The sequence below is a fragment of the Luteimonas lutimaris genome (genome assembly GCF_039537065.1).
GTDB lineage: Bacteria > Pseudomonadota > Gammaproteobacteria > Xanthomonadales > Xanthomonadaceae > Luteimonas > Luteimonas lutimaris.
Map to the genome: position 1 here is coordinate 160,873 of NZ_BAAAZU010000006.1, position 25,283 is coordinate 186,155.

The following is a 25,283-nucleotide window of genomic DNA, read 5'->3' on the forward strand; positions in this document are numbered from 1 at the left end:
CCGGTGGCCTCAGTTGCGCGACTGCAGCTTCGACAGCAGCCGCAGGAACTCGATGTACAGCCACACCAGCGTGACCATCAGGCCGAACGCGCCGTACCACTCCATGTACTTCGGCGCGCCGCGCTCGACGCCGGTTTCGATGAAGTCGAAGTCCAGCACCAGGTTCAGCGCTGCGATCACCACCACGAACAGGCTGAAGCCGATGCCGACGAGGCCGTTGCCGTGGATCATCGGGATCTCGACCCCGAAGAAGCCCAGCACGATCGTCGCCAGGTACACCAGCGCGATGCCGCCGGTGGCTGCGACCACGCCCAGCTTGAAGTTCTCGGTGGCCTTGATCAGGCCCGAGCGGTAGGCCATCAGCAGCGCGAACAGTGTGCCGAAGGTCAGCATCACCGCCTGGAACGCGATGCCCGGGTAGCGGGCCTCGAACACCGCCGAGATGCCGCCGAGGAAGAAGCCCTCGACCAGCGCGTACATCGGCGCGGTCACCGGCGCCCATTCCTTCTTGAACACGGTGACCATGGCCAGGATGAAGCCACCGATCAGGCCGCCCCAGACGTACAGGCCGCCGGTCATGCCGTCGGGCGTGACCTCGACCTTGCTCCAGGCGAAGGCCGCCGTGATCACGGCCAGCACCAGCAGCGTGGCGGTCTTGCCGATCGTGCCGTTCAGGGTCATCGCGCCGCCGTCGGCGCGCGAGACGACGGTGCCGCTGCCGAGGTCGAGGAAGGTGGATTCCTTCAGGACGGGGTTGCCGCTGCGCATGGGGATGGATCCTCAGGAAAGGTGTTCAGTCCGAAGATATGAGGATACAGGGCAAACGGTTTCAAGGCCGCGTCAAGGTGAACGGCGGCATGCCGTCGGGCAGGCCCGGGGATGGTGCGAAAGGGGGGACTCGAACCCCCACGCCTTGCGGCACCGGCACCTAAAGCCGGGGCGTCTACCAATTCCGCCACTTTCGCGATGTTTCCGGGCCGGCACCCGGTCAAAAAAAAGCGCCCGGCTGGGCCGGGCGCTTCGGGTTTGGTGGGCCGTCAAGGATTCGAACCTTGGACCTATTGATTAAGAGTCAACTGCTCTACCAACTGAGCTAACGGCCCCGGAAGACGAATGATAACGCAGCCCCGTGCCGCGCGACAATCGTTTTTGCATCGCCCCGGCAGGGCCGGGAAACGGTGCGAAAGGGTGGGGTGGCTGAGGGGACTCGAACCCCCGACATCTGGAATCACAATCCAGGACTCTAACCAACTGAGCTACAGCCACCACTGGAACGCTTCCGGGAAGATCCATCTCGGGATTCCCGCCGATGCCGGAAGGCACCGGTCGAACTGTCCGGCGTCGTGGCGCGCCCGGCAGGACTCGAACCTGCAACCACCGGCTTAGAAGGCCGGTGCTCTATCCGGTTGAGCTACGGGCGCCCGGAGAAGGACGCATGATAGCGGGCCGGAAGAGCCGTCGGCGGATGGTCGGGGTAGAGGGATTCGAACCCCCGACATCCTGCTCCCAAAGCAGGCGCGCTACCAGACTGCGCTATACCCCGCCGGTGCCGCACGGTTGGTTCGGGTTCCCCGGCCAGTGCCACGGTCGCGGAAGGCCGGCCATTGTCCGGAGCGCGCCTCGCGCTGTCAACGCGCGCGCGGGGCATGGCGCTCTCGGCGGACGGGGATTTTCGCTGGCGGCGAAGCGCGGAATCGGCGAAACTAGTCCGTTCCACTGTCCGGTCGGGCCGCCGGCTGCCTTCGCGCCGCGCTCCCGCCGACAGTCGCTGGTTTCCATCATCAATCCCCGCGAAGGCCTCGCGGGCTGCAGGAGTGGGTATGCAAGTTTCGGTCGAATCCCTGGGCAATCTCGAGCGCCGCATGACGTTCCGCCTGCCGGCGGAGCGCCTCGAGGACCAGGTCGGCGGTCGCCTGCGCGAGATCGCGCGCACGGCCCGCATCAAGGGTTTCCGTCCCGGCAAGGTGCCGGCCAAGGTCATCGAGCAGCGCTTCGGCAAGCAGGTCCGCGACGAGATCCTGGACGGCATGCTGCGCGAGGGCTTCGACGAGGCCGTGCGCGAGAACGAGCTGCGCCTGGCCGGCAGCCCCAACATCGAGCGCACCGAAGAAGAAGGCAAGGACCTCGCCTACGTGGCCACCTTCGAGGTCGTGCCGGACTTCGGCGAGATCGACGTGGCCAAGCTCAACGTCACCCGCCACACCGGTGAAGTGACCGAGGCCGACATCGACCGCATGATCGAGAACCTGCGCATGCAGCGCCGCAGCTGGACCGCGGTGACGCGCCCGGCGAAGGACGGCGACGCGGTCGACGTGGAGACCTGGTCGCAGGTGGGCGACGAGCGCCTGCCCGCCGAGGGCACCGAGCGCGGCGTGACCGTGATCGGCACCGGCGGCATGTACCCGGAGATCGAGAAGGCGCTGGCCGGCATGGCCAAGGGCGACGAAAAGGCGATCGACGTGGCCTTCCCGGCCGACTGGCGCGTGCCGCAGCTGGCCGGCAAGTCGGCGCAGGTGCACGTGAAGATCGAGCAGGTGTCCGAGCAGGTGCTCCCGGAGGTCGATGCGGCCTTCATCCGCAGCTTCGGCGTCAAGAGTGGCGAGATGGACCAGTTCCGCACCGACATCCGCACCAACCTGGAGCGCGAGCTCAAGGGCGCACTGATGAACCGCCTGCGCCGCGAGGTCGGCGAGAACCTGGTCGCCGCCTATGCCGACGTCGAGATGCCGCCGAAGCTGGTCGAGCGCGAGGCCCGCGCGATGCTGGCGCAGGCCGTCGAACAGGGCCGCCGCCAGGGCCAGCCGCAGCCGGAGGTGCCGGAAAACGCGCACGAAGGCTTCATGGACGCCGCGCGCAAGCGCGTGCTGGTCGGCCTGCTGGTGGGCGAGGTCGCCCGCCGCAATGAGCTGCGCCTGGACCCGAAGCGCCTGAACGAGACGCTGCGCCTGATCGCCTCGACCTACGAGGAGCCCGACCAGGTCATTGAGTTGTACCGCAACGATCCCCAGTTGATGTCGGGATTGCAGAACCGGGTGATGGAAGAGCAGGTGATCGACTGGATCGCCGAGCGCGCCCAGCACACCGAGCAGGCCCTGAGCTTCCAGGAAGCCATCGGGAACTGACCCGGGTCCCTCGCAAGAGCCCGCGCATCCACGTGCGGGCTTTCCAACAACAGCCAGGCGGACAGATGACAGTGCACAAGCCCGAAACAGCCCTGAACCTCGTCCCCATGGTGGTCGAACAGACCAGCCGTGGCGAACGGGCCTACGACATCTACTCGCGCCTGCTCAAGGAGCGTGTGATCTTCCTCGTCGGTCCCATCGACGACCACATGGCCAACGTGATCGTGGCGCAGATGCTGTTCCTCGAGGCCGAGAATCCCGAGAAGGACATCAGCCTGTACATCAACTCGCCCGGCGGCGTGGTGACCGCCGGCATGTCGATCTACGACACGATGCAGTTCATCAAGCCCGACGTGAGCACGATCTGCATCGGCCAGGCGGCGAGCATGGGCGCGCTGCTGCTGGCGTCCGGCGCCAAGGGCAAGCGCTACGCCCTGCCCAATTCGCGGGTGATGATCCACCAGCCGTCCGGCGGCTCGCAGGGCCAGGCGACCGACATCGAGATCCAGGCGCGCGAGATCCTGACCCTGCGCCAGCGCCTCAACGAGATCCTCGCCCGCCACACCGGGCAGTCGATCGAGACCATCGCCACCGACACCGAGCGCGACAACTTCAAGAGCGCCGAGGCCGCCCGTGAATACGGGCTGGTCGACGAGGTCCTGGAGCGGCGTCCAGAAGAGTCCATCCAGCCGGCGTAACTGGCTGATTTCATTGAAGCATCCGGTGTTCCGCCCCCGTCTTTGCGGGAGCGGACGCTATGCTATTCTCGAACCATGATCCAACAAGATCGACCAAGGGCATGACCGAAGATCGACAGGGCCGTTCCGGCGACAGCAGCAAGATCCTGTATTGCTCGTTCTGCGGGAAGAGCCAGCACGAGGTCCGCAAGCTGATCGCGGGCCCGAGCGTGTTCATCTGCGATGAATGCGTCGAGCTGTGCAACGACATCATCCGCGAGGAGCTCGAGGAGAAGGCCCAGTCGGCGCGCAGCTCGCTGCCCAAGCCGCGGGAGATCCTGGAGGTTCTCGACCAGTACGTGATCGGCCAGGCGCGCGCCAAGAAGACGCTGGCCGTGGCCGTGTACAACCACTACAAGCGCATCGAGAGCCGGCAGAAGAACGACGAGGTCGAACTGGCCAAGTCCAACATCCTGCTGGTCGGCCCGACCGGTTCGGGCAAGACCCTGCTCGCCGAGACGCTGGCGCGCATGCTCAACGTGCCGTTCACCATGGCCGATGCCACCACGCTCACCGAAGCCGGCTACGTCGGCGAGGACGTGGAGAACATCATCCAGAAGCTGCTGCAGAAGTGCGACTACGACGTCGACAAGGCGCAGCAGGGCATCGTCTACATCGACGAGATCGACAAGATCTCGCGCAAGAGCGAAAACCCGTCGATCACCCGCGACGTGTCCGGCGAAGGCGTGCAGCAGGCGCTGTTGAAGCTGATCGAAGGCACCGTGGCCAGCGTGCCGCCGCAGGGTGGACGCAAGCACCCGCAGCAGGAGTTCCTGCAGGTCGACACCAAGAACATCCTGTTCATCGTCGGTGGCGCGTTCGCCGGCCTGGACAAGATCATCCAGCAGCGCAGCACCGACGCCAGCGGTATCGGCTTCGGCGCCAAGCTCAAGAGCGCCGAGCGCAAGATCGAGGTCGGCAAGGTGCTGGCCGACGTCGAGCCCGAGGACCTGATCAAGTTCGGCCTGATCCCCGAGTTCGTCGGCCGCCTGCCGGTGGTCGCCACGCTCGAGGAACTCGACGAGGCGGCGCTGGTGAAGATCCTCACCGAGCCGAAGAACGCCATCACCAAACAGTTCTACAAGCTGTTCGACATGGAAGGCGTGGAGCTGGAATTCCGCCAGGACGCGCTGCTGGCGATCGCCCGCAAGGCGCTCAAGCGCAAGACCGGCGCGCGCGGACTGCGCACCATCGTCGAGTCGGTGCTGCTGGACACCATGTACGACCTGCCGTCGCTGGACAATGTCAGCAAGGTGGTCGTCGACGAGTCGGTGATCGAACACAAGTCCGACCCGTACCTCATCTACCAGACGCCGCCGGCGGCAGCCCCGAAGGTGGCCGCGGCCGAATAGCGGAAGGGACACCCACCGGCGGCGCGAGGCCGCCGGTCATGCACGGAGCGCATGATGGCGAAGAACTGGATCGTGGTGGGCGACCCCACCAGCAGTGGCGGAAGCGTGCTCACAGGCTCGTCCTTCACCGGTATCGACGGCCTGCCCGTCGCCCGCGTCACTGACCAGGCGACGTGCCCCAGCCACAAGGGCGCGTTCCCCATCGTCGACGGCGACGCCACGATCATCATCGACGGCCAGCCCGTCGCCCTGCACGGCAGCTCGCTCGCCTGCGGCTGCAAGGTGCTGTCGGCGAAGCAGATGCGGGCGTTCGTGGAGCCGGGCGGTGGCGGAAGCGGCGGAAGTGGTATAGCTGCTTCCGCGATTGCTTCCGTCTCCGGCTTGATGGCCGGGGCAGCGGCTGGCAAGCCCGAGGCCGAAGAGAACAACGAATATGACGAGGCCCTTCGCTTTTGCGGTGAGTCCGGAACACCATTGGCCGGCGTTCGATACACGGTGCACTTGGCAAGCGGGGAAACACGCAACGGTGTTACCGACAGTGACGGCAAGACCGAGCGCATCTGCACGAGTGCGTGCGAGCCGTTCCTCAAGGTCGTACTTTCACCACCAGACGGTATGGCTTCCTGCTGTTCGCTCCACGGCAGCGATGGCGGGGACGAGGTTGTCATCGAACTGGAGGATGTGCGGACCAATGCGAGTGGTCTGGGGCAGTCGACTGTCGAGGTCAGGGCGGAGGGCCATGAGAGAGAGCTGACCCAAGGCGAGCTGCGAATTGCGCGCCTGGTGTTTGGCGATTCGGTGGACTACACGAAAATAAAGATTCACAACCACGGATACTGGATGCTGTTCGGCTTCCAGCGTGACAGGACTGCTGTTACCCCAAATGGCCAGATGTATTTCCCGAAGCCGATCCATGTGGATGATTTTTCCGCGGCAGCGGACCACCGAGCATTGTTCATGCATGAGATGGTGCATGTATGGCAATACCAGCTCGGTTACTCCGTAAGGTGGCATGGGCTGTTTGTTTCATCCAAGGGGGCAGAAGCATACGAATATCGCCTTTCCCCCGGTTCATCCCTTTCCGACTACAACATGGAACAGCAGGGTGACATCATTTCCGACTACTACATGACGGTGATTTCGGGCGAACCGGAGTTCGCAAGGGGGTCAGGCGCATCCTCACTGCAGTTCAAGGAAGTGTTGAGGCTGTTTCTGGATGACCCATCATCAAGGGCCAACCTCCCCAAGCATTGAAAACAGGTTTCCTATGCAATGGTTTGTCGCTGCGGCCGTACTCGTCTCACTGCTTGCGTCATCATGCGCGAGCGCAACCTCACGGGCCCCGAGACCGCTCGAAATACGTTCCGAGGGGATGCGGGTTGTTGCCTGCATCCCCCTCGATGAGGGGGAAAGTGTTGCGGTGGAGGCTGCAGGGGTGTCGGCGGTGTGGGTCAACGGACAGGGTTTGCCGAAGCCGTGGGGAATTTCTTCTGAAGATGGCCAGCCAAAGTTCCGGCTTGCGCCGGGGGAATGTCTGGCGTACGGGCAAAATCCCGATGGCTATACCAACGTCTCTCTCGACGTCGAACTTCGGAACGACTGGCCCTATTCGTTCGCGATCAGGTCACCGCACTGGGGAAAGCATGGCACGCGCAATCATTCGGGCACCTTTTGCGTTCGGCAATCGGTTGGACAAACCACGGTTGTAACGGTTCCTCAGCAGGCGGCAGTGGTTACGCCGGCCATCTGCAGGCAGTTGTTGGATGCTGCCGAGAAGGAATGATTCTGCCCTGAATGCTCTGCACTTGGGTTTCCGAGTATGAGCACGGGGAACATCGTTAGTTGTTTGCTTGCCGGCTGCGCGCTGCTGCTGTCTTGGGGTTGCGTCTCTTCCACTGCCAGTAGTGGCGCCCGGCATCAGGCAGGGGTCGTCAAGGCGTCCGGGGGAAAACCCTGCTTTTCCGTTGGTGACAATCGGGAGACGCGCAGTTCCGGGCCATTGATCACCCTGATTGACTTGTACAAGCGGGTGGATGGACACGCGGAACGAATCTGGGAGAAGTCATTCGGCGCCGAAACCGGGGCTGTGGTGAAGCGGCTGCAGCCGGGCGAGTGCATCGAGTACCCCGGTCGTGGCGGCGGGCACGGCCAGACGCTTGTACCAGGTCAGGCGTACAGCGCCACGCTCTGGGCCTCGCTTACGCTGGACGGGGAAGCGCAGTCGCGCTGGTACCACATTTATTTCTGCATGATCGAGTCTGACAACGGGCTGGTCCCACACCAGGTGCTTGGGGATGATTGGAGTGCCTGCGGCGTGGGCGTCCGTTGGTGATCGCCGTACAGCTATGGCGACACTCGCATCCACCGGCATCAATGGCATTTCCGTCGCCCGCGTCGCCGACCAGGCGACGTGCCCGAACCGCAAGGGCGCATTCCCCATCGTCGACGGAGGCGTCCCCATTCTCATAGTGACTGTAAGGCCGAACGCATCTGCACAAGCGCGTTCGAGCCGCTCATCGAGGTCGCACTTTTCACCACCAAGTGGAATGGCCTCCTGTCGTTCGCTTCACGACAGCGATAGCGGGGATGCGGTTGTCGTCGAACTGCGCATTTCAATCCTGTTTTTGCTGGCGATCGCGGCGGGTTGTGCAAACTACAGTATCGAGGCAGCACCCATGGACCATGAAATTCAGTCCCTTGAAGAAGCTACGCTCACCCTTGACGGGAAGCCGGTCTCGGTCACTCCTGCTGATCTGGAGCAGATCAAGGGTGCGCTGTTGCAGAAACTGGGTGAGCATCCGGAAAGAGAGGATCTGAATTCTCTGCACGAGGCAACCAGTTCCGAGCCTTGCTTTATTACCGAGGATGGCGTGGGTCACATTGGAGCCTGGACGCTTCGGGAGCAGGCCGGAAGGGTAGTGCTCGTACGTACGGTGCAAAGAAGCAAGTCGATGCTCATTCCGATCGCAACGCTCTCGTTTGAGGAAGGGCGCTGGCAGGTGCTGCAAGTTGACGCGACCGTGGTGCGAGGTCGGTAGCACTCCCTTCTGCATGATCGACACGGATGAGGGGCTTCGCCCGCACCAGGTGCATGGTGGCGATTGGAATGCTTGCGCAGCGGGCGTGCGTTGGTGACTGCTGCGAAGCGTCGCTGTACGTGTATTCGCGTCTCCGAGATTGCGAGATCACGCAACTTGTTGTTTTTGCGTGAATTTGTGCTGGATTGGCCGCCTCGCCCGCGACCTGCGCTTGCATCCATCCGGCGCCAGCCCCATAACTCGACCGTGGCGGCCCGACCGGGCCGCGAGTCGTATTGATCTGGAGCCCGCATGCCTGACCGTCCCGACCACGAAACCCTGCAACTGCCGGTGCTGCCGCTGCGCGACGTGGTTGTATTCCCGCACATGGTGATCCCGCTGTTCGTAGGCCGCGAGAAGTCGATCCGCGCGTTGGACGTGGCGATGGAGGCCGACAAGCGCATCCTGCTGGTGGCGCAGAAGTCGGCCGAGACCGACGACCCGGGCGCCGGCGACCTGTACGGGATCGGCACGCTGGCGCAGGTGCTGCAGTTGCTGAAGCTGCCCGACGGCACGATCAAGGTGCTGGTCGAGGGCGTTGCGCGCGCGCGCGTGGACGGCGTCGACGAGATCGATGGTTGCCTGGTCGGGCAGGGCGCGGTGGTCGATTCGACCGCCGCCCGCGATCCGCGCGAAGTCGAGGCCGTAGCGCGCTCGCTGATGTCGCTGTTCGAGCAGTACGTCAAGACCAATCGCAAGCTGCCGCCGGAGCTGCTGCAGACCCTGTCGGGCATCGACGATCCCGGCCGCCTGGCCGACACCATCGCCGCGCACCTGGGCGTGCGCCTGGCCGACAAGCAACGCCTGCTCGACACCATCGACACCGCCGACCGGCTCGAATTGCTGGTCGGCCTGGTCGACGGCGAGATCGACGTGCAGCAGATGGAAAAGCGCATCCGCGGCCGCGTGAAGTCGCAGATGGAAAAAAGCCAGCGCGAGTACTACCTCAACGAGCAGATGAAGGCGATCCAGAAGGAGCTCGGCGAGATCGACGACGCGCCGAACGACATCGAGGAGATCGCGCGCAAGATCGCCGAGGCCGGCATGCCCAAGGCCGTCGAGGCCAAGGCGAAGAGCGAGTTCGGCAAGCTCAAGCAGATGTCGCCCATGTCGGCCGAGGCCGCGGTGGTGCGCAACTACCTGGACTGGCTGCTCGGCGTGCCGTGGAAGAAGCGCAGCAAGGTGCGCAAGGACCTGGCCGCAGCGCAGGAAGTGCTCGACGCCGACCACTACGGCCTGGACAAGGTCAAGGAACGCATCCTCGAATACCTCGCCGTGCAGACGCGCGTGAAGCAGATGAAGGGCGCGATCCTGTGCCTGGTGGGCCCGCCGGGCGTGGGCAAGACCTCGCTCGGGCAGTCGATCGCCAAGGCGACCAACCGCAAGTTCGTGCGCATGTCGCTGGGCGGCGTGCGCGACGAGGCCGAGATCCGCGGCCATCGCCGTACCTACGTCGGCTCGATGCCGGGCCGCATCGTGCAGAACCTCACCAAGGTCGGCACCAAGAACCCGTTGTTCATGCTCGACGAGATCGACAAGATGTCGATGGACTTCCGCGGCGATCCGTCCTCGGCGCTGCTGGAAGTGCTCGACCCGGAGCAGAACAACGCCTTCAACGACCATTACCTGGAGGTCGACCTCGACCTGTCCGAGGTGATGTTCGTGGCGACGTCCAACTCGCTCAACATCCCCGGTCCGCTGCTCGACCGCATGGAGGTCATCCGCATCCCCGGCTACACCGAGGACGAGAAGATCAACATCGCGACGCGCTACCTGGTGCCCAAGCAGATGAAGGCCAACGGCCTGCGCGACGGCGAGTTGAAGATCGCCGAGGACGCGATCCAGGGCATCGTGCGCTACTACACGCGCGAGTCCGGCGTACGCAACCTCGAGCGCGAGATCGCCAAGATCTGCCGCAAGGTGGTCAAGGAGATCGCGCTCCGCGGCCCCGAGCCGGTGGGCGCGAAGAAGAAGAAGCCGCGCGCGACCAGCGTGAACGCGAAGAACCTCGAGAAGTACCTGGGCGTGCAGCGCTTCGACTTCGGCCGCGCCGAGCAGGACAACGAGATCGGCCTGGTTACCGGCCTGGCCTGGACCGAGGTCGGCGGCGACCTGCTGCAGATCGAATCCACCCTGGTGCCGGGCAAGGGCAACCTGATCCTGACCGGCCAGCTCGGCGACGTGATGAAGGAGTCGGCTTCGGCGGCGCTGTCGGTGGTGCGTGCGCGCACCGAACGCCTCGGCATCGAACTGGACTTCCTGCAGAAGCTCGACGTGCACGTGCACGTGCCCGACGGCGCCACGCCCAAGGACGGCCCCAGCGCCGGCATCGCGATGGCGACTTCGCTGGTGTCGACGCTGACCAAGATCCCGGTCCGCGCCGACGTGGCGATGACCGGCGAGATCACCCTGCGCGGGAAGGTCACGGCCATCGGCGGGCTCAAGGAGAAGCTGCTGGCGGCGCTGCGCGGCGGCGTGCGCACGGTGATCATCCCCGACGAGAACCGCAAGGACCTGGCCGACATCCCGAAGAACGTCACCCAGTCGATCAAGATCGTTCCGGTGAAGTGGATCGACGAAGTCCTCGACCTCGCGCTCGAGCGCCCGCTCGCGCCCAAGGTGGTCGCCGAGGGCGTGAAGGAGGTCCGGCGCGAGGCAGGCAAGCCCACGACGGCCACCGATGTCAAGCATTGACGTTTTACGGTTTGCCCTGAAAATGCCTTCAAGCCCGGCGTTTTCAGCGGTTTTTTCGTATTGCACCCCCCATACCCCGCTGGTATAAACGGCGGCAACCACGAGGCATCGCACTCACGTGCATCGGGTCCACGCAGGCCGGTAGACCTGCGTATCCTCAGGGGCAATCCGGCCACCATCATCGAGCGGACGCTGTCCGCGCAGGGAGTTTGCAGTCCAATGAACAAGAATGAATTGATCGACGCCGTCTCGGCCAACTCCGGCCTGTCCAAGGCCGACGCCGGGCGCGCGGTCGACGCGGTCGTCGGCTCCATCACCGGTGCCCTGAAGTCCGGCGAGAACGTCAGCCTGATCGGCTTCGGCACCTTCGAGGTGCGCGAGCGCGCCGCCCGCACCGGCCGCAATCCGCGGACCGGGGAAGAAATCCAGATCGCCGCCGCAAAAAATCCTGCCTTCAAGGCTGGCAAGGCGCTGAAGGATGCCGTAAACTGAGCGGCCCGCTCACCGGCAGGCATCGCCGGGAGCCAGGCCCAAGCCCCAGGCGCGGGTGCTTAGCTCAGCGGTAGAGCGTCTCCTTTACACGGAGAGGGTCGGGGGTTCGATCCCCTCAGCACCCACCACCGCAAGGGGCGCCAGAGTTTCAAGGTTTCAAAAGCGGAGCGGTAGTTCAGCTGGTTAGAATGCTGGCCTGTCACGCCGGAGGTCGCGGGTTCGAGTCCCGTCCGCTCCGCCAGTTACCTGAAGAGGGCACCGGAAACGGTGCCCTCTTTTTTTGTGCCGCGCACGCGTTGAGGCCCGGCGAGGCCAATGCGGGTAAACTGGCCAGCTTTCACCCAGACGTCACCGACCGATGCTGCAGAAACTCCGCGATAAAACCTCGGGCTGGATCGCCATGGTGGTCCTTGGACTGCTGTGCATTCCGTTCGCCTTCTTCGGCATGGAACAGTACCTGTTCCAGCAGAACCAGACGTTCGCGGCCAAGGTCGAGGCGCCGCCGAAGTGGTGGCAGTCGGCGCCGTCGTGGTGGCCGGTGACGATGCTGTGGCAGCGCGAGGAAATCGACCAGAACGAATTCCGCAACGCGTTCGAACAGGCACGCCAGCAGGCGCGCACCACCCAGGGCGACAGCTTCGATCCGCGCCAGTTCGAAAGCGTGGAGAACAAGCTCGACGTGCTCGACGGCCTGGTCGACCAGGCGGTGATGCGGATGTCAGCCAGCCGCGCCGGCATCGCGGTCAGCGACGCGCAGGTGCGCGACGTAATCCAGTCGATCCCGGCGTTCCAGGTCGACGGCAAGTTCGATCCGCAGCGCTACCAGCTGGCGTTGGCCTCGCAGGTGCCGGCGATGTCGCCGCGCGGCTTCGAGCAGACGGTCCGCGAAGGCCTCAAGCAGACCCTGGTGCCGAGCCAGGTGGCGGCGTCGGCGTTCGTGACCAAGGCGCAGCTCGATCGCCTGATGAAACTCATCGGCGAACGCCGCGACGTGTCGTTCGTGGTGCTGCCGCCGCCGGCCGAGGACACCGCGCCGGTGAGCGATGCCGAGGTCGGCAAGTGGTACGAGGCGCACAAGTCCGGGTACCGCGCGCCGGAAACGGTCGCGATCGAGTACGTCGACATCGATTCGCAGTCGTTGCCGGAGCCGCCGGCGGCCGACGAGGCCGCGCTGCGCGAGCGCTACGAGCAGGAGAAGGCCCGCTTCGTGGACCCGGAGCAGCGCCTGGCTTCGCACATCCTCATCCAGGTCGATCCCGGTGCCGACGCGGCCGCGCAGAAGGCAGCCGAGGAGAAGGCCGCCAGGATCGCGGAAGAGGCCCGCAAGCCCGGCGCCGATTTCGCCGAGCTGGCGCGCGAGAATTCCGATGACGCCGGCTCGAAGCAGGACGGTGGCGACCTGGGCTGGGTGGCGCACGACGGTGGCATGGTGAAGCCGTTCGAGGATGCGCTGTTCGCGATGAAGGCCGGCGACGTGAGCGAGCCGGTCAAGAGCGAGTTCGGCTGGCACGTGATCCAGCTGCGCGAGGTCCGCAGCGGCAAGCAGGTCACGTTCGAGGAAGCGCGCCCGGATCTGGAGCGGGAGCAGGCCGAGGTCGACCGCGAGCGCAGCTTCAACGAGCTGACCGGCAAGCTGGTCGACCAGGTGCTCAAGAACCCGAGCGCACTGGTACCTGCGGCGCGCGCCGTGGGCCTTGAGGTGCAGAAGCTTGGCCCGTTCGCGCGCGGGCAGGGGACCGGGGTCGCGTCCAACCCGGCCGTCGAGCGCGCCGCGTTCTCCGAACTGCTGATCCAGGACCGCACGGTGAGCGATCCGGTCGAGATCGCGCCCGGCCACAGCGTGGTGCTGCGCGTGATCGACCACACGGCCGAACGCGCGCTGTCGCTGGACGAGGTGAAGGACCGTGTGGTCGCCGAGATTCGCGGCGACCGCATGCGCAAGGCGCTGGAGGCCGATGCGGACGCGATGGTCGCGAAGCTGAAGAGCGGGCAGTCGCTGTCCGAGCTGGCCTCTGCCCGCGACCTGGCCGCGCAGGACGTGCCGAACGTGCCGCGCAACGCGCCGGTCCCGCACCCGGCCGCGACCGAGGCGTACTTCGAGGTGCCGGTTCCGGCCGAGGGCAAGGTGTCGCCGGGCAAGGTGATCCTCGACAACGGCGGTGGCGCGGTGGTGTTCGCCGTCACCAAGGTCACGCCCGGCAAGCCCGAGGAGGCCAGCGAGCAGGAGCGCACGGTGCTGCAGCAGCAGCTGGCGCAGGTGGCCGGCAACGAGGATGCGCAGGGAATGCTGAAGTCGCTGCGCAAGCGGATGAAGATCACGGTGGCCGAGTCGCGACTGTAAGTCGCGCGGCCGCCGGCGATGACGGTCGCCGGAGGTTGGCGGACAGGAAAAAGCCCCGCGGTTGCGGGGCTTTTTTTCATCCGGCCTTCGGTGGATGCAGGCGCTACTCGATGCCGGGCATCCCCACCGTGCTGTAGCCGGCGTCGACGTAGGTGACCTCGCCGGTGATGCCGGCCGCCAGGTCCGAGCACATGAAGGCGGCGGCGTTGCCGACGTCCTCGATGGTGACGTTGCGGCGCAGCGGCGCGGCGGCTTCGAAGGTGCTGAGCATCTTGCGGAAATTGCCGACGCCGGAGGCGGCCAGGGTCTTGATCGGGCCGGCGGAAATCGCATTGACGCGCGTGCCTTCGGGGCCGAGATTGAGCGCGAGGTAGCGCACCGTCGACTCCAGGCTGGCCTTGGCCACGCCCATCACGTTGTAGTTCTGCAGCGCGCGGATCGAGCCGAGGTAGCTCAGGGTCAGGATCGCGCCGTTGCGGCCTTTCATCATCGGCCGCGCGGCCTTGGCCAGCGCCGCCAGCGAGTAGGCCGAGATGTCCTGGGCGATGGCGAAGTTCTCGCGGGTCAGGCCGTCGAGGAAATCGCCGCCAATCGCCTCGCGCGGGGCGTAGGCGATGCAGTGGACGAGGATGTCGAAGCCGTCGGTCCAGTGTTTGCCCAGCTCGGCGAAGCAGGTGTCGATCTGCTCGTCGGAGGACACGTCCAGCGGCAGGACGATGTTGGAGCCGTATTCCTTCGCAGCGTCTTCAACGCGGGAGCGAAGCTTGTCGGTCTGGTACGTCAGGGCCAGTTCGGCGCCCTGGCGGTGCATCGCCTCGGCGATGCCGCTGGCGATCGAGCGCTGACTGGCGATGCCCGTGATCAGGGCGCGTTTGCCTTGCAGGAAACCCATGGTGTTCTCGCAGGTTGAGCAACCGCTCTATTCTGGCATGGCCTGCGCGCCGCCGGCAGCCTGCACGGACGCGCTGGCGGGCGCCGGGTCGATCGCCAGCACCATGCCCGGGCGCAGCATGTCCGATGCGGACAGGCCGTTGCGTTCGAGCAGGTCCGCGCGCCGCACGTCGTAACGCTCGGCCAGGCGCCAGATCGAGTCGCCGCGCTGCACGACGTGCGTGCGCGGCGTGGCGACGGGTGCGGGGTCGGCGCTTGCCGCCGCGGACGCGACGGGTTGCGTCGCGGCCGGTTCGATGACGATGGCGTCGGCGGCGTCCGCCAGGGTCGTCGTCGCGGGCGCGGGCACCGGCGCCAGGACCTGTGCGGGGCGCTTGCCCCGGGCGACCTGTCCGCCGGCAAAGGCCGGGTTGATCTGCTTCACGCGCGCGGGGTCGAGCCGGTGTTGCCTGGCCCAGGTGTCGAGACTGACGGTGCCGGCGGGCAGGGTTGCCGGCCTGAGCACGGCGACCGGCCGGTCGAGCGCGCGCTTCCACTCCTCGCGATCATCCGCCTGGTCGAGCACGCACGACAGCGCGTGCAACTTGCGTACGTAGGCCCGGGTGATGCCGGACAGGCCGACCAGCTTTTCCGGGTCGGCGTCCATTGCCCGCTGGCCGCTGCGCTTGAGCGCGCCCAGCACGCGGTACTCGCCGGCGTTGTAGGCCATCACCGCCAGCCGCCAGTCGCCTGCGAACATGCCGTGCAGGGTCTTGAGGTAGCGCACCGCGGCGCGGGTCGATTCAACCGGCGACAGGCGGCCGTCGTAGCCGGCCCGGATCGGGATTTCGTGGTTGCGCGCGGTCAGGGCGATGAACTGCCACAGGCCGGCGGGGCCGCTGCCGCTGCGCGCGCCCGGCTTGTAGCCGCTTTCGACGAAGGGGATCAGCGCGTACTCGGTGGGCAGGTTCGCTTCGCGCAGGGCGTCGACGACGTAGCCGAACAGCGGCAGCACGTCGGTATCCGGCGCGGCCAGCTTCTTCGGCGCGGCGGCGAAATGGCGCTGCCAGCGCGCGCTGGTGTCCGGCCCGCAGGACGGGTCGGCCAGGCCTTCGCGGAAGCGGGCGTAAATCTCGCGGCCGTTGCGGGTGGCCGGGACCGGGGATGCGGCCGGCGCCGGCTGCGCTGCCGGCGTGGCGGTCGCTTGCGCCGGTTCGCCCGCGTGGGCGCCACCAAGCGCGAGCGCGGCCACGAGGGCGGCCACCAGCCGCCGGGCGGCGGGCCGCCTCATGCGCGGAAACCGTCCTTCCAGCGCCGCAGGGCGGCGAAGGTCGCGACGCGGTCCCCGGGCGCATGCCCGGCCTGGCTTGCCACCGCCGCGCGCACCGCCGGCGCGTCCACGCGCAGGAACGGATTGGTGTCGCACTCGCCGGCGAGCGTGCTGGGCAGGGTGGGGCGACCGGACTGGCGCATGGCCTGGGCTTCCTCGATGCGGCGCGCGAGCGCCGGGTTGTCGGGTTCGACTGCGCGCGCGAAGGCGGCGTTGGACAGCGTGTATTCGTGGCCGCAGCAGACCAGGGTGTCGCCGGGCAGCGCAGCCAGGCGGTCGAGCGATGCCAGCATCTGCGCGGGCGTACCCTCGAACATCCGCCCGCAACCGAGACTGAACAGGGTGTCGCCACAAAACAAGAGGCCATGGCCGTGGAATGCGATGTGGCTCACGGTATGGCCCGGGACGGCGAGCACGTCGAAGGCCCAGCCGCCGAGCTCGACCCGCTCGTCGTCGCCCACGCGGCGGCTGGCGACCGGGATCCTGTCGTCGTCCGGCGCGAGCACCGGCAGGCCGGGCCAGCGCCGCAGCAGTTCTTCGACGCCGCCGATGTGGTCGGCGTGGTGGTGGGTGAGCAGGATCGCTTGCGGCCGCAGGCCCGCGTCGGCGGCCGCAAGCACCGGCCCGGCCTCGCCCGGGTCGACCACGATCGCCCGCCCGTCGTCGCCGCGCAGCGTCCAGATGTAGTTGTCCTCGAACGCGGGCAGCGGCGTCGGATGCATCGGGGAGGGACTCCCGGTGGCCGGTAGAATGGCGACCATGCCCCCCCCTCCCGCCACCGGTCAACCTGACAGCGCCCGCGCCTGGTTCGGGTCCGATGCCGGCCTGGCGCTGCTCCAGAGCGAGCAGCCGACGGTCCTGCGCGCCCTCTCCGAACGCCCGGCATTGCCGTGGCTGTGGTTCGGCCCGGTGGAACAGGTCGCCCGCGTGGAGGGCCGCGGCCTGCGCCTGGCCGCCGACCACGGCGGCTGGTCGGGCGCCGCGCGCTGCAGCCTGCCGCTGCCGCTGGCGACCGAGTCGGTCGGCGTGGTCGTGCTCCAGCACGTCATCCGGCCCGGTCGCGACGGCCGCGGGTTGTTCGCCGAATGCGCACGCGTACTGGCCCCGGGCGGGCGGCTGTGGGTGTTCGCGCTCAACCCGTTGGCGCCGTACCGCTGGCGCTGGCGCGGCAACGGCCTGCGCGCCTCGGAGCCGCTCACCTGGCGGCGCAGGATGCGCGAGGCCGGACTGGTGCCCGAGCCGGTGTCCGAAGGCCTCGGCCCGGGCTGGAAGGTGCACGTGTCCCACGAGCCGCAGGATGGCCCCGGCCTGCGCGCGGCCTACGCCGTCCGCGCCGAGAAGCGCGCCTGGCCGCTGACCCCCATCCGCCAGCGCGCCCGGCTACCGATGCCCGAAGGAATCCCCGCTGCATGAAACAGATCGAAGTCCACACCGACGGGGCCTGCCTCGGCAATCCCGGCCCCGGCGGCTGGGCGGCGCTGCTGCGCTACGGCGCGCGCGAGCGCGAACTCGTCGGCGGCGAGGCGCAGACCACCAACAACCGCATGGAGCTGATGGCGGCGATCATGGCGCTGGAAACGCTGACCGAACCCTGCGAAGTGGTCCTGCACACCGACTCGCAGTACGTGCGCCAGGGCATCACCGAATGGATGCCCAACTGGCTGCGCCGCAACTGGAAGACTACCGGCGGCGCCCCGGTCAAGAACCGCGACCTGTGGGAGCGCCTGCACGCGGCCACCGACCGCCACCGCATCGACTGGCGCTGGGTGAAGGGCCACTCCGGCGATCCCGACAACGAGCGCGTGGATGTCCTGGCCCGCGACGAAGCCATCAAGCTCAAGTCCGCCGCGAACGCCCTGCTGTAGGCTTTCCCGATTCCCGATTCCCGATTCCCGATTCCCGATTCCCGATTCCCGCCCATGCGCCAGATCGTCCTCGACACCGAAACCACCGGCCTGGAATGGAAGAAGGGCAACCGCGTCGTCGAGATCGGCTGCGTGGAGATGGTCGAGCGCCGGCCGACCGGGCGCACCTATCACCAGTACATCCATCCCGAGCGCGAGTTCGAACCCGGTGCGCAGGAAGTCACCGGGCTGACGCTGGAATTCCTCGCCGACAAGCCGAAATTCGCCGCGATCGCCGACGAGTTCCTCGCCTTCATCGACGGCGCCGAGCTGGTGATCCACAACGCCGCGTTCGACGTCGGCTTCCTCGACCACGAACTGTCGCGGCTGGGCGACCACTACGGCCGCCTTCGCGACCGCGCGCAGGTGCTCGACTCTCTCGAACTTGCCCGCCACCGCTATCCCGGCCAGCGCAACTCGCTCGATGCCCTGTGCAAACGGCTGGGTGTGGACAACGCGCACCGCCAGCTGCACGGCGCGCTGCTCGACGCCCAGCTGCTGGCCGAGGTCTACCTCGCGCTGACGGCGGGCCAGAGCGAGATCGGCTTCGGCAGCGTCGAGGCGGCGGAAAAGCGGACGGCTGCCGTGTCGTTCGCCGGCGCCGCGCTGGGTCCGCGGCCGGCCGTGGTGGTCGACGCCGAAGACCTGGCCGCGCACGTGGCGCGGCTGGAGGCGATCCGCAAGAAGGCGGGGAGCGTGGTCTGGGACCTGTAGCAGCCCGGCGGCTCAGTGCCGCCGGACCAGCACCACGGTGACGTTGTCCGAGCCGCCGCCGTCGAGTGCGGCCGCCACCAGCCCGTCGACGCATTCCTGCGCGCTGCATTCGGTGTGCGACAGCACCCGCGAGATGCCGCGGTCGTCGACTTCCTCGGTCAGGCCGTCGCTGCACAGCAGCAGCTGCATGCCTGGCAGCAGTTCGCCCGACAGCGTCTCGACGTTGAGGTTCTGCGGGTCGGTCACGCCCAGCGCCTGGGTGACGACGTTGCGGTGGGGATGGGTGCGCGCCTGGTCGACGCTGATCGTGCCCTGCGAGATCAGCTCCTGCACGTAGCTGTGGTCGTGCGACAGCTGGGCCAGCCGGTCGTCGTGCCACAGGTACACGCGGCTGTCGCCGACCCAGGCCACCTCGAAGCGGTTGTCGACGATCCGCGCGGCCACCACCGTGGTGCCCATCGGCAGCGAGTCGCCGCGCTTGCGCGAGGCGCGGATGATTTCCTCGTCGGCGATCCGGATCGCCTGCGGCAGCGGCGTGCCCTGGCGGATCTCGCGCACGATCGCCTCGCGCGCCAGCGCGCTGGCGACCTCGCCGTACTCATGCCCCCCCATCCCGTCGGCCACCAGCCACAGACCCAGTTCACTGTCGCCGTAGTACGTGTCTTCGTTCAGCTCGCGCCGCAGGCCGACATGGGTCAGGTGTCCGAATTCGATCATGGGCGACTCTGCGGGCGGCGGCGGACGGGAGCCTTCTTGTCCGGGCCAACGCACAGATGAGGCTGAACAGGACGCAGACAGGGCTGGCTGGTGGTGAATCTTGGCGGGCAGGGCATGATGCCGGAGTGGAGATGTGACACGGGTGGGCAAAGCCTACAGGTTGGCATTGCCTGCCGGACCTGCACTTGAGTACGAAAAAACCTTGCCGATCGTGCCAGCCTGGCGCCGCCGGGGCCGGGACAAGCAAAGGCCCCCTCGCGGGGGCCTTTGCACGATCTGGCGGAGAGGGGGGGATTCGAACCCCCGAGGCGCTATAAACGCCTGCCTGATTTCGAGTCAGGTACATTCAACCGCTCTGCCACCTCTCCGGGGCATCCCGGGCGCAGGCCGCGACCGGGGGCGCAATGATACGGGCCGCCGCGGTGGCGGACAAGGACGGGGCGGTACACTGCGCGCTGTTTTCCAGCCGTTGAAAGGGCCATGTCCGAAATCTCCGTTCCCGTGTCATTCGGCGAGCTGCTCGACAAGATCGCCATCCTTCAGATCAAGTCCGAGCGCATGACCGACCCGGCCAAGCTGGCCAACGTCCGCAACGAGCTGGCCGCGCTGGAAAAGACCTGGATGGCGCACCCCGCCGCCGGAAACGACATCGCCCGCCTGCGCGCCGACCTGAAGGCCGTCAACGAGCGGCTGTGGGTGATCGAGGACGACATCCGGCTCAAGGAGAAGGCGCAGGCCTTCGACGACGAGTTCATCCGCCTGGCGCGCAGCGTCTACGTGGAGAACGACACGCGCGCGCGGATCAAGAAGGAGATCAACCTGGCCCTGGGCTCGAGCTACGTCGAGGAGAAGTCGTACCAGGACTACCGGGCCGACGCGGCGTCCTGACCCGGCGCTTCCGGCCGCTCAGGCGGCAAGCGCCCAGGCCGACAGCGCGAACGCGAGCAGCGCCGCGGTGGCGGCGACCAGCGAGAACCGGTTCGCCCGCCGCAGCTCGCCTTCGAGCACGCTGTTGCGCTGCTGCAGCGCGACGAGGGTGTTGTCCAGCTGGGTGGCGCCCTGCTGCAGCGAAGCCAGCGTGCGCTGCATCTCGCCGGCCAACTGCTTCACCGCGTCGGCGTTCTGCGTCGCCGCGTCCTGCAGCTCCTTGATCTGCTGCGGGACCTTCTCCGCGCCCTTGTCGCGGGTGAACATCGGCTTGGCCATCTGGATGATGTCGGGCAGGAACGGCGCGACAACGGTGAACCAGGCTGCCATGGGAACTCCTGTGGAAATGGACGGCGGTTGCCGGCGAGTATGCCAGCGACCGTCCGCGCGGCCGTTTGCTATCGCGCCGAGGCGAAGCGTTCGAACGCCGTGATGCCGTCCTCGACGGTCACCAGGTCCATCACCCCGTCGTGTTCGATCTTCGTGCCCCATTTCAGCGCGCTGGCGGGTTTGCCCAGGTACCTGCGCGCGGCATCGTCGTAGCGGTCCACGCAGTAGCGGCGGTCCGAGTACGGGCCGCTGCGCGCCGGGTTGCTGGCCGCGTGCAGGCCGAGGACCTTCGTGCCCATGGCGTTGGCGATGTGCATGGGGCCGGAGTCCGGGGTCATCACCAGGTCGGCGCGTTCGAGCAGGGCCGGCAGCTGCTTGAGCGTGTCCTTGCCGACCAGGTCCAGTGCGGGCGACTGCATCGCGGCGAGGATCGCGTCGGCGGTGTCGCGCTCCAGCTGGCTGCGGCCGCCGCACAGCACGATGCGCCAGCCGCGCGTGGCGGCGTGGTCGGCGACGGCGGCGTAGCGGTCGCTGCGCCAGTTGCGCAGGGCGTGGCTGGAGCAGGGCGAGATGAGCAGCGTCGGGCTGCCGTCGTCGGCCCATTGCGCGCGGGCCCAGTCGCGGGCGTCGGCGGGCACCGGCAGGTCCCAGACCACCTCGTCCTGCCGCAGCCCCAGCGGTTCGCAGAAGCTGCCGATGGCGTCGAGCACGTGGATGCCCGGTCGGGCGGGGATGCGCTCGTTGATGAACAGCCCGTGCAGGTCCTTCGAACGCGCGCGGTCGTAGCCGATGCGCCGCTTCGCGGACACGAATGCCGACAGCAGGTTGGCGCGCGCGGCCACCTGCATCTGCAGCAGGGCGTCGAAGCGCCGGCCGCCGAACTGCCGCCGCAGCGCGCGCATCCCGGCCAGGCCGGTCTTCTTGTCGTAGACGACGAACTCCACGCCCTCAAGCCCGTCCAGCAGCCTGTGTTCGGCCCTGCCGATCACCCAGGCCAGGGCAGCGTCGGGCCACGCGCGGCGCAGCGTGCGCACCAGCGGCACGACGTGGGTGGCGTCGCCCAGCGCCGACAGCCGCAGCAGGCACAACGTGCGTGGAATGGCCGCGCGCGCGGCGGCCGGAATAACGGGATCGGAAGGCATGCGCTTGTTAGACTCGCCGGATGGCCGCGTTCGATGCTACCGAAAGCCTGACGCCGTTCCGCGCCGGCCGCGGGGATCGCGGCATTGGCTCGATTCTGTTCGACGGCACGCAGCTGCGGCAAGTCGACCCGCGCTGGTTCAACCCCGAGGCCTGGGGCGACCGCGCGCAGCGGGTGGGCGAGGGCGGCCGCGGCGGCGCCTGGTACATCGACGCCTCGCACGGCCCCTGCGTGCTGCGCCAGTACCTGCGCGGCGGCTGGGCCGCGAAATTCAGTCGCGACCGCTACCTGTGGCGCGACGCCGACCACGTGCGCAGCTTCGCCGAGTTCCGCCTGCTGCGCGAACTGCTCAAGCAGGACCTGCCGGTGCCGCGGCCGATCGCCGCCGCCTACGTGCGCGAGGGGATGCATTACCGCGCCTGGATCCTGATGGAGCGCCTGCTCGACGTGCGTTCGCTGGGCGAGCTGGCCACGCTCGACGGCCACAGCGCGCCGTGGGACGAGGCCGGGCGCCTGGTCGCGCGCTTCCACCGCGCCGGGCTCGACCACGCCGACCTGAACGCCCACAACCTGCTGTTCGACATCGACCCGGCCGGGCAGGGCTGGATGATCGATTTCGACCGCAGCAAGCTGCGCATTCCCGCCACGGGCTGGCGCGAGGCCAACCTGGCGCGGCTCAGGCGCTCGCTGCTCAAGCTGCGCGGCCACCGCAGCGTGGCGGACGTGGAGGAGGATTTCGCCCGCCTGCGCAAGGGCTACGACGCGCAGTGGGACCGCGGGATCTGACGGCCGCACGCATGGCCTGGTCGCTGCGCTTCCATGGAGTCGGCAATGCCTCGGCGGTCGAGCTGGGCTCGCCGATGGCGACCATCGAGCGCGACGGCGCGCCGTGGCTGACCATCGACTGCGGCGCCGAAGGCCTGACCGCGTACCTCGCGCACTACGGCCAGGCGCCGCGCGCGCTGTTCGTCACCCATGTGCACCTGGACCACGTGGCCGGCTTCGAGCGGCTGTTCGTCGCCGACTACTTCGATGCCGCGCGCCGTGGCCGGACCCGGCTCTACGTGCCGGCGACCGTGGTGCCGCTGCTGCACCGGCGTGTGGGCGACTACCCGAACGTGCTGGCCGAGGGCGGCGCCAACTTCTGGGACGCCTTCCAGCTGGTGCCGGTGGGCGATGCGTTCTGGCATGCGGGCGTGCGGCTGGAGGTGTTCCCCGTGCGCCACCACTGGCCAGAGACCGCCTACGGCCTGCGCCTGCGCGGCAGCCTGGCGTGGAGCGGCGACACCCGGCCGATCCCGGAAACGCTGGCCAGGTTCGCCGACGCCGGCGAACTGGTCGCGCACGACTGCACGCTGCACGGCAATCCCTCGCACAGCGGCGTCGACGACCTTGAGCGCGAATACCCGCGCGACCTGCTCGAGCGCTGCCTGCTCTACCACTACGCCGGTGTTGCCGACGGCCAGGCGCTGGCCGGCCGCGGGTACCGCGTCGCCACGCCGGGCGAAGTGGTGGCGCTGGCCGAACCGACCGCGGAACAGGGGCTGGCGCCGTGAACGCCGTGCTGCACGCCCCGCCGATGCCGCTCGACCGCCTCGGCCGGCCGCTGCACGACCTGCGGCTGTCGGTGATCGAGGCCTGCAATTTCCGCTGCGGCTACTGCATGCCCGCCGACCGCGTACCCGACGATTACGGCATGGATGCGGCGGCGCGGCTGTCGTTCGACGAAATCGAAACGCTGGTGCGCGGCCTCGCGCGGCTGGGCGTGCGCAAGCTGCGCCTGACCGGCGGCGAACCGCTGCTGCGCAAGCGTCTGCCGGAGCTGGTCGCGCGGCTGGCCGCCATCGACGGCATCGACGACCTGGCCCTGACCACCAACGGCGCGCTGCTGGCCGGGCAGGCGCGCGCGCTGCGCGCGGCCGGGCTGCGACGGATCACGATCAGCCTCGACGCGCTCGACCCGGTGCTGTTCCGCGCGCTGTCGGGCGGCCGCGGCGACCTCGCCGGCGTGCTGGCCGGCGTCGCCGCAGCGGAGGACGCCGGCTTCGCGCGCATCAAGTTCAATTGCGTAGTGCAGCGCGGGGTCAACGACGGCCAGGTGCTGCCGCTGGTCGAGCGCTTCCGCGGCAGCGGCCACATCGTGCGCTTCATCGAATACATGGACGTGGGCACCTGCAACGGCTGGGATGCCGCGCGGGTGGTGCCGTCCGCCGCGCTGCGCGACCGCATCCATGCGCGCTGGCCGCTGCATCCGCTCGACCCCAACTACCGCGGCGAGGTCGCCTCCCGCTACGGCTTCGACGACGGCGCGGGCGAGGTCGGCTTCGTCAGCTCGATCAGCGCGCCGTTCTGCGGCGAGTGCCACCGCGCCCGCGTGTCGGCCGACGGGCGCCTCTACACCTGCCTGTTCGCCGCTGAAGGCACCGACCTGCGGCCCGTCCTGGCCGATGGAGAAGCCGCACTGGCCGACCACGTCGCCGGCCTGTGGACGCGCCGCGGCGACCGCTACAGCGAATTGCGTGGCCGCGCAGGCGTGTCGCGGCGGCACGTGGAGATGTTCCTGGTCGGGGGATAGGACTCCGGTAACCCGTCCCTGTTCTCTTTTTGTAGGAGCGGCTTCAGCCGCGAGCTCTTTCCCTGCGAAGGGCCTCGCGGAAACGGATTGGTCGCCTCGAAAGGATCGAAAGGACTCGCGGCAACTTCAAAAACTCGCGGCTGAAGCCGCTCCTACAAGGGCAGCGTGTGTTGCGTTGCCACGACCTACAATCGTCACGACTGTTGCCGCCGCCAGACCACCATGCCGCCCAAACCTGCCCGCAAGCTCAGCCATCTCGACGTCGAAGGCCGCCCCGCGATGGTCGACGTCTCGGACAAGGCCGTCACCGCGCGATCGGCCGTGGCCGAATGCCGGGTGAAATTCCCGGCCGTGGTCGCCGCGCAGCTGCGCGCCAGCGGCCTGAAGAGCGCCAAGGGCGGCATCGTCGAGACCGCGATCATCGCCGGCACCATGGCGGTCAAGCGTACCCATGAACTGATCCCGTTCTGCCACCCGCTGCCGATCGACGGCGTGCGCATCGGCATCGACTGGCACGGCGAGCGCGAGCTGCGTATCGAGTGCGCGGTGAAGACCACCCACCGCACCGGCGTCGAGATGGAGGCGCTGACCGGCGCCACCGTCGCCGCGCTGACCGTCTACGACATGTGCAAGGCGCTGTCGCACGCGATTGTGCTCGGCCCGGCGAAGCTGCTCGGCAAGCGCGGCGGCCGGCACGATTTCGGGAGTGCGGGCTGATGGCGCGGGTCACGGTGCTGTACTTCGCCAGCCTGCGCGACGCCGCGGGCGTGGCCGAGGACACGGTGGAAACCGCCGCCACCAGCCTGCGCGCGCTCTACGACGGGCTGCGCGAACGCCATGGCTTCGCGTTGCCGGCCGAGCGCCTGCGGGTGGCGGTCGACGGTGCCTTCGCGCGCTGGGACGACGCGCCGGCGGACGGCAGCGAGGTGGCCTTCATCCCGCCGGTCAGCGGCGGCTGAG

At 67.8% G+C, this 25,283-nt stretch carries 26 protein-coding genes and 8 tRNA genes; 21 read left to right on the forward strand and 13 right to left on the reverse strand.

All coding sequences use genetic code 11. The features are described from left to right. Positions 1-9 precede the first annotated feature (9 nt). The 6 genes from ABD679_RS07230 to ABD679_RS07255 all read right to left on the reverse strand — a co-directional run bounded on the left by ABD679_RS07230 (position 10) and on the right by ABD679_RS07255 (position 1,543). Positions 10-768, reverse strand: coding sequence for a Bax inhibitor-1/YccA family protein (locus ABD679_RS07230; protein ID WP_344759293.1), 759 nt, complete (start codon positions 766-768; stop codon positions 10-12). A 112-nt stretch (positions 769-880) separates the two neighbouring features. Then, positions 881-965, reverse strand: a tRNA-Leu gene (locus ABD679_RS07235). 62 nt (positions 966-1,027) lie between these two features. Further along, positions 1,028-1,103 (reverse strand) — tRNA-Lys (locus tag ABD679_RS07240). An 86-nt stretch (positions 1,104-1,189) separates the two neighbouring features. Next, a tRNA-His gene (locus ABD679_RS07245) sits at positions 1,190-1,266 on the reverse strand. Between the two features lie 78 nt (positions 1,267-1,344). Further along, a tRNA-Arg gene (locus tag ABD679_RS07250) sits at positions 1,345-1,421 on the reverse strand. 45 nt (positions 1,422-1,466) lie between these two features. Further along, a tRNA-Pro gene (locus tag ABD679_RS07255) sits at positions 1,467-1,543 on the reverse strand. Between the two features lie 277 nt (positions 1,544-1,820). On the opposite strand from ABD679_RS07255, the gene tig reads away from it, so the two are divergent. The 12 genes from tig (at position 1,821) to ABD679_RS07315 (ending at position 13,815) form a co-directional block, all read left to right on the forward strand. After that, a complete protein-coding gene (gene tig / locus ABD679_RS07260) occupies positions 1,821-3,122 on the forward strand; it encodes a trigger factor (RefSeq protein ID WP_344759294.1) in 1,302 nt (433 codons plus the stop codon). A gap of 65 nt (positions 3,123-3,187) precedes the next feature. After that, a complete protein-coding gene (gene clpP, locus ABD679_RS07265; RefSeq protein WP_344759295.1) occupies positions 3,188-3,820 on the forward strand; it encodes an ATP-dependent Clp endopeptidase proteolytic subunit ClpP in 633 nt (210 codons plus the stop codon). Positions 3,821-3,921: 101 nt separating this feature from the next. Next, positions 3,922-5,211, forward strand: a complete 1,290-nt coding sequence (gene clpX / locus ABD679_RS07270) for an ATP-dependent Clp protease ATP-binding subunit ClpX (RefSeq protein ID WP_344759296.1) — start codon at positions 3,922-3,924, stop codon at positions 5,209-5,211. A 54-nt stretch (positions 5,212-5,265) separates the two neighbouring features. Beyond that, positions 5,266-6,465 (forward strand): PAAR domain-containing protein, encoded by a 1,200-nt coding sequence (locus ABD679_RS07275; RefSeq protein ID WP_344759297.1) that lies wholly within the window; start codon positions 5,266-5,268, stop codon positions 6,463-6,465. Between the two features lie 118 nt (positions 6,466-6,583). Further along, the gene (locus ABD679_RS07280; RefSeq protein ID WP_344759298.1) at positions 6,584-6,994 is read left to right on the forward strand and encodes a hypothetical protein; all 411 of its coding nucleotides are present in this window, start codon (positions 6,584-6,586) and stop codon (positions 6,992-6,994) included. Between the two features lie 36 nt (positions 6,995-7,030). Then, a complete protein-coding gene (locus ABD679_RS07285; protein WP_344759299.1) occupies positions 7,031-7,543 on the forward strand; it encodes a hypothetical protein in 513 nt (170 codons plus the stop codon). Positions 7,544-7,556: 13 nt separating this feature from the next. After that, positions 7,557-8,249 (forward strand): PAAR domain-containing protein, encoded by a 693-nt coding sequence (locus tag ABD679_RS07290; RefSeq protein WP_344759300.1) that lies wholly within the window; start codon positions 7,557-7,559, stop codon positions 8,247-8,249. Between the two features lie 291 nt (positions 8,250-8,540). Beyond that, complete coding sequence (gene lon, locus ABD679_RS07295; protein WP_425561862.1) at positions 8,541-10,982, forward strand: endopeptidase La; 2,442 nt, start codon at positions 8,541-8,543, stop codon at positions 10,980-10,982. A gap of 219 nt (positions 10,983-11,201) precedes the next feature. After that, complete coding sequence (locus tag ABD679_RS07300; protein ID WP_344759301.1) at positions 11,202-11,474, forward strand: HU family DNA-binding protein; 273 nt, start codon at positions 11,202-11,204, stop codon at positions 11,472-11,474. 53 nt (positions 11,475-11,527) lie between these two features. Next, positions 11,528-11,602 (forward strand) — tRNA-Val (locus ABD679_RS07305). A 36-nt stretch (positions 11,603-11,638) separates the two neighbouring features. Then, positions 11,639-11,715, forward strand: a tRNA-Asp gene (locus ABD679_RS07310). Positions 11,716-11,832: 117 nt separating this feature from the next. Next, positions 11,833-13,815: a SurA N-terminal domain-containing protein gene (locus ABD679_RS07315; RefSeq protein WP_344759303.1), complete on the forward strand. Its 1,983-nt coding sequence runs from the start codon at positions 11,833-11,835 to the stop codon at positions 13,813-13,815. Between the two features lie 103 nt (positions 13,816-13,918). Here ABD679_RS07315 and ABD679_RS07320 read toward each other — a convergent pair whose 3' ends face one another. From ABD679_RS07320 to gloB, 3 genes are read right to left on the reverse strand one after another with little or no spacing between them, the layout of a single operon-like run. Further along, complete coding sequence (locus ABD679_RS07320; RefSeq protein WP_344759304.1) at positions 13,919-14,707, reverse strand: enoyl-ACP reductase FabI; 789 nt, start codon at positions 14,705-14,707, stop codon at positions 13,919-13,921. A 27-nt stretch (positions 14,708-14,734) separates the two neighbouring features. Further along, on the reverse strand, positions 14,735-15,976 hold the full coding sequence (locus ABD679_RS07325) for a lytic transglycosylase domain-containing protein (RefSeq protein WP_344759305.1): 1,242 nt from the start codon (positions 15,974-15,976) through the stop codon (positions 14,735-14,737). Continuing rightward, positions 15,973-16,737 (reverse strand): hydroxyacylglutathione hydrolase, encoded by a 765-nt coding sequence (gene gloB / locus ABD679_RS07330; RefSeq protein WP_344759306.1) that lies wholly within the window; start codon positions 16,735-16,737, stop codon positions 15,973-15,975. Before gloB ends, ABD679_RS07325 begins: the two co-directional genes overlap by 4 nt. A gap of 37 nt (positions 16,738-16,774) precedes the next feature. Here gloB and ABD679_RS07335 point away from each other — a divergent pair, with 37 nt between their 5' ends. Genes ABD679_RS07335 through dnaQ form a run of 3 tightly spaced genes read left to right on the forward strand, consistent with a single transcriptional unit; the run spans position 16,775 to position 18,633 of the window. Further along, on the forward strand, positions 16,775-17,428 hold the full coding sequence (locus tag ABD679_RS07335; protein WP_344759307.1) for a methyltransferase domain-containing protein: 654 nt from the start codon (positions 16,775-16,777) through the stop codon (positions 17,426-17,428). Further along, positions 17,425-17,880: a ribonuclease HI gene (rnhA, locus tag ABD679_RS07340; protein WP_344759308.1), complete on the forward strand. Its 456-nt coding sequence runs from the start codon at positions 17,425-17,427 to the stop codon at positions 17,878-17,880. Before ABD679_RS07335 ends, rnhA begins: the two co-directional genes overlap by 4 nt. A 54-nt stretch (positions 17,881-17,934) precedes the next feature. Then, complete coding sequence (dnaQ, locus tag ABD679_RS07345; RefSeq protein ID WP_344759309.1) at positions 17,935-18,633, forward strand: DNA polymerase III subunit epsilon; 699 nt, start codon at positions 17,935-17,937, stop codon at positions 18,631-18,633. A gap of 12 nt (positions 18,634-18,645) precedes the next feature. On the opposite strand, the gene ABD679_RS07350 is transcribed toward dnaQ, so the two are convergent. Together ABD679_RS07350 and ABD679_RS07355 are read right to left on the reverse strand one after the other, a co-directional pair. Further along, entirely contained in the window at positions 18,646-19,350 is a 705-nt protein-coding gene (locus tag ABD679_RS07350) for a PP2C family protein-serine/threonine phosphatase (RefSeq protein WP_344759310.1), read from the reverse strand. Positions 19,351-19,627: 277 nt separating this feature from the next. Continuing rightward, positions 19,628-19,718, reverse strand: a tRNA-Ser gene (locus ABD679_RS07355). Between the two features lie 112 nt (positions 19,719-19,830). On the opposite strand from ABD679_RS07355, the gene ABD679_RS07360 reads away from it, so the two are divergent. Further along, on the forward strand, positions 19,831-20,238 hold the full coding sequence (locus ABD679_RS07360; RefSeq protein WP_344759311.1) for a DUF6165 family protein: 408 nt from the start codon (positions 19,831-19,833) through the stop codon (positions 20,236-20,238). An 18-nt stretch (positions 20,239-20,256) separates the two neighbouring features. On the opposite strand, the gene ABD679_RS07365 is transcribed toward ABD679_RS07360, so the two are convergent. Both ABD679_RS07365 and ABD679_RS07370 read right to left on the reverse strand, forming a co-directional pair. After that, positions 20,257-20,607: a hypothetical protein gene (locus ABD679_RS07365; protein WP_344759312.1), complete on the reverse strand. Its 351-nt coding sequence runs from the start codon at positions 20,605-20,607 to the stop codon at positions 20,257-20,259. 68 nt (positions 20,608-20,675) lie between these two features. Beyond that, positions 20,676-21,749, reverse strand: coding sequence for a glycosyltransferase family 9 protein (locus ABD679_RS07370; RefSeq protein WP_344759313.1), 1,074 nt, complete (start codon positions 21,747-21,749; stop codon positions 20,676-20,678). Between the two features lie 20 nt (positions 21,750-21,769). Here ABD679_RS07370 and ABD679_RS07375 point away from each other — a divergent pair, with 20 nt between their 5' ends. The 5 genes from ABD679_RS07375 (at position 21,770) to ABD679_RS07395 (ending at position 25,282) form a co-directional block, all read left to right on the forward strand. After that, entirely contained in the window at positions 21,770-22,534 is a 765-nt protein-coding gene (locus tag ABD679_RS07375; protein ID WP_344759314.1) for a 3-deoxy-D-manno-octulosonic acid kinase, read from the forward strand. A gap of 11 nt (positions 22,535-22,545) precedes the next feature. Next, positions 22,546-23,304 (forward strand): MBL fold metallo-hydrolase, encoded by a 759-nt coding sequence (locus tag ABD679_RS07380; protein WP_344759315.1) that lies wholly within the window; start codon positions 22,546-22,548, stop codon positions 23,302-23,304. A 23-nt stretch (positions 23,305-23,327) separates the two neighbouring features. Further along, positions 23,328-24,323: a GTP 3',8-cyclase MoaA gene (gene moaA / locus ABD679_RS07385; RefSeq protein ID WP_344759553.1), complete on the forward strand. Its 996-nt coding sequence runs from the start codon at positions 23,328-23,330 to the stop codon at positions 24,321-24,323. A 222-nt stretch (positions 24,324-24,545) separates the two neighbouring features. Next, entirely contained in the window at positions 24,546-25,040 is a 495-nt protein-coding gene (gene moaC, locus ABD679_RS07390) for a cyclic pyranopterin monophosphate synthase MoaC (protein WP_344759316.1), read from the forward strand. After that, the gene (locus ABD679_RS07395) at positions 25,037-25,282 is read left to right on the forward strand and encodes a MoaD/ThiS family protein (protein ID WP_344759554.1); all 246 of its coding nucleotides are present in this window, start codon (positions 25,037-25,039) and stop codon (positions 25,280-25,282) included. The genes moaC and ABD679_RS07395 overlap by 4 nt, the downstream gene beginning before the upstream one ends. Position 25,283: the final 1 nt, after the last annotated feature.

Coding starts and splice junctions, on each gene's coding strand:
- ABD679_RS07230 (WP_344759293.1), bottom strand. CDS start 768: ATGCGCAGCGGCAACCCCGTCCTGAAGGAATCCACCTTCCTCGACCTC.
- tig (WP_344759294.1), top strand. CDS start 1,821: ATGCAAGTTTCGGTCGAATCCCTGGGCAATCTCGAGCGCCGCATGACG.
- clpP (WP_344759295.1), top strand. CDS start 3,188: ATGACAGTGCACAAGCCCGAAACAGCCCTGAACCTCGTCCCCATGGTG.
- clpX (WP_344759296.1), top strand. CDS start 3,922: ATGACCGAAGATCGACAGGGCCGTTCCGGCGACAGCAGCAAGATCCTG.
- ABD679_RS07275 (WP_344759297.1), top strand. CDS start 5,266: ATGGCGAAGAACTGGATCGTGGTGGGCGACCCCACCAGCAGTGGCGGA.
- ABD679_RS07280 (WP_344759298.1), top strand. CDS start 6,584: ATGCGGGTTGTTGCCTGCATCCCCCTCGATGAGGGGGAAAGTGTTGCG.
- ABD679_RS07285 (WP_344759299.1), top strand. CDS start 7,031: ATGAGCACGGGGAACATCGTTAGTTGTTTGCTTGCCGGCTGCGCGCTG.
- ABD679_RS07290 (WP_344759300.1), top strand. CDS start 7,557: ATGGCGACACTCGCATCCACCGGCATCAATGGCATTTCCGTCGCCCGC.
- lon (WP_425561862.1), top strand. CDS start 8,541: ATGCCTGACCGTCCCGACCACGAAACCCTGCAACTGCCGGTGCTGCCG.
- ABD679_RS07300 (WP_344759301.1), top strand. CDS start 11,202: ATGAACAAGAATGAATTGATCGACGCCGTCTCGGCCAACTCCGGCCTG.
- ABD679_RS07315 (WP_344759303.1), top strand. CDS start 11,833: ATGCTGCAGAAACTCCGCGATAAAACCTCGGGCTGGATCGCCATGGTG.
- ABD679_RS07320 (WP_344759304.1), bottom strand. CDS start 14,707: ATGGGTTTCCTGCAAGGCAAACGCGCCCTGATCACGGGCATCGCCAGT.
- ABD679_RS07325 (WP_344759305.1), bottom strand. CDS start 15,976: ATGAGGCGGCCCGCCGCCCGGCGGCTGGTGGCCGCCCTCGTGGCCGCG.
- gloB (WP_344759306.1), bottom strand. CDS start 16,737: ATGCATCCGACGCCGCTGCCCGCGTTCGAGGACAACTACATCTGGACG.
- ABD679_RS07335 (WP_344759307.1), top strand. CDS start 16,775: ATGCCCCCCCCTCCCGCCACCGGTCAACCTGACAGCGCCCGCGCCTGG.
- rnhA (WP_344759308.1), top strand. CDS start 17,425: ATGAAACAGATCGAAGTCCACACCGACGGGGCCTGCCTCGGCAATCCC.
- dnaQ (WP_344759309.1), top strand. CDS start 17,935: ATGCGCCAGATCGTCCTCGACACCGAAACCACCGGCCTGGAATGGAAG.
- ABD679_RS07350 (WP_344759310.1), bottom strand. CDS start 19,350: ATGATCGAATTCGGACACCTGACCCATGTCGGCCTGCGGCGCGAGCTG.
- ABD679_RS07360 (WP_344759311.1), top strand. CDS start 19,831: ATGTCCGAAATCTCCGTTCCCGTGTCATTCGGCGAGCTGCTCGACAAG.
- ABD679_RS07365 (WP_344759312.1), bottom strand. CDS start 20,607: ATGGCAGCCTGGTTCACCGTTGTCGCGCCGTTCCTGCCCGACATCATC.
- ABD679_RS07370 (WP_344759313.1), bottom strand. CDS start 21,749: ATGCCTTCCGATCCCGTTATTCCGGCCGCCGCGCGCGCGGCCATTCCA.
- ABD679_RS07375 (WP_344759314.1), top strand. CDS start 21,770: ATGGCCGCGTTCGATGCTACCGAAAGCCTGACGCCGTTCCGCGCCGGC.
- ABD679_RS07380 (WP_344759315.1), top strand. CDS start 22,546: ATGGCCTGGTCGCTGCGCTTCCATGGAGTCGGCAATGCCTCGGCGGTC.
- moaA (WP_344759553.1), top strand. CDS start 23,328: ATGCCGCTCGACCGCCTCGGCCGGCCGCTGCACGACCTGCGGCTGTCG.
- moaC (WP_344759316.1), top strand. CDS start 24,546: ATGCCGCCCAAACCTGCCCGCAAGCTCAGCCATCTCGACGTCGAAGGC.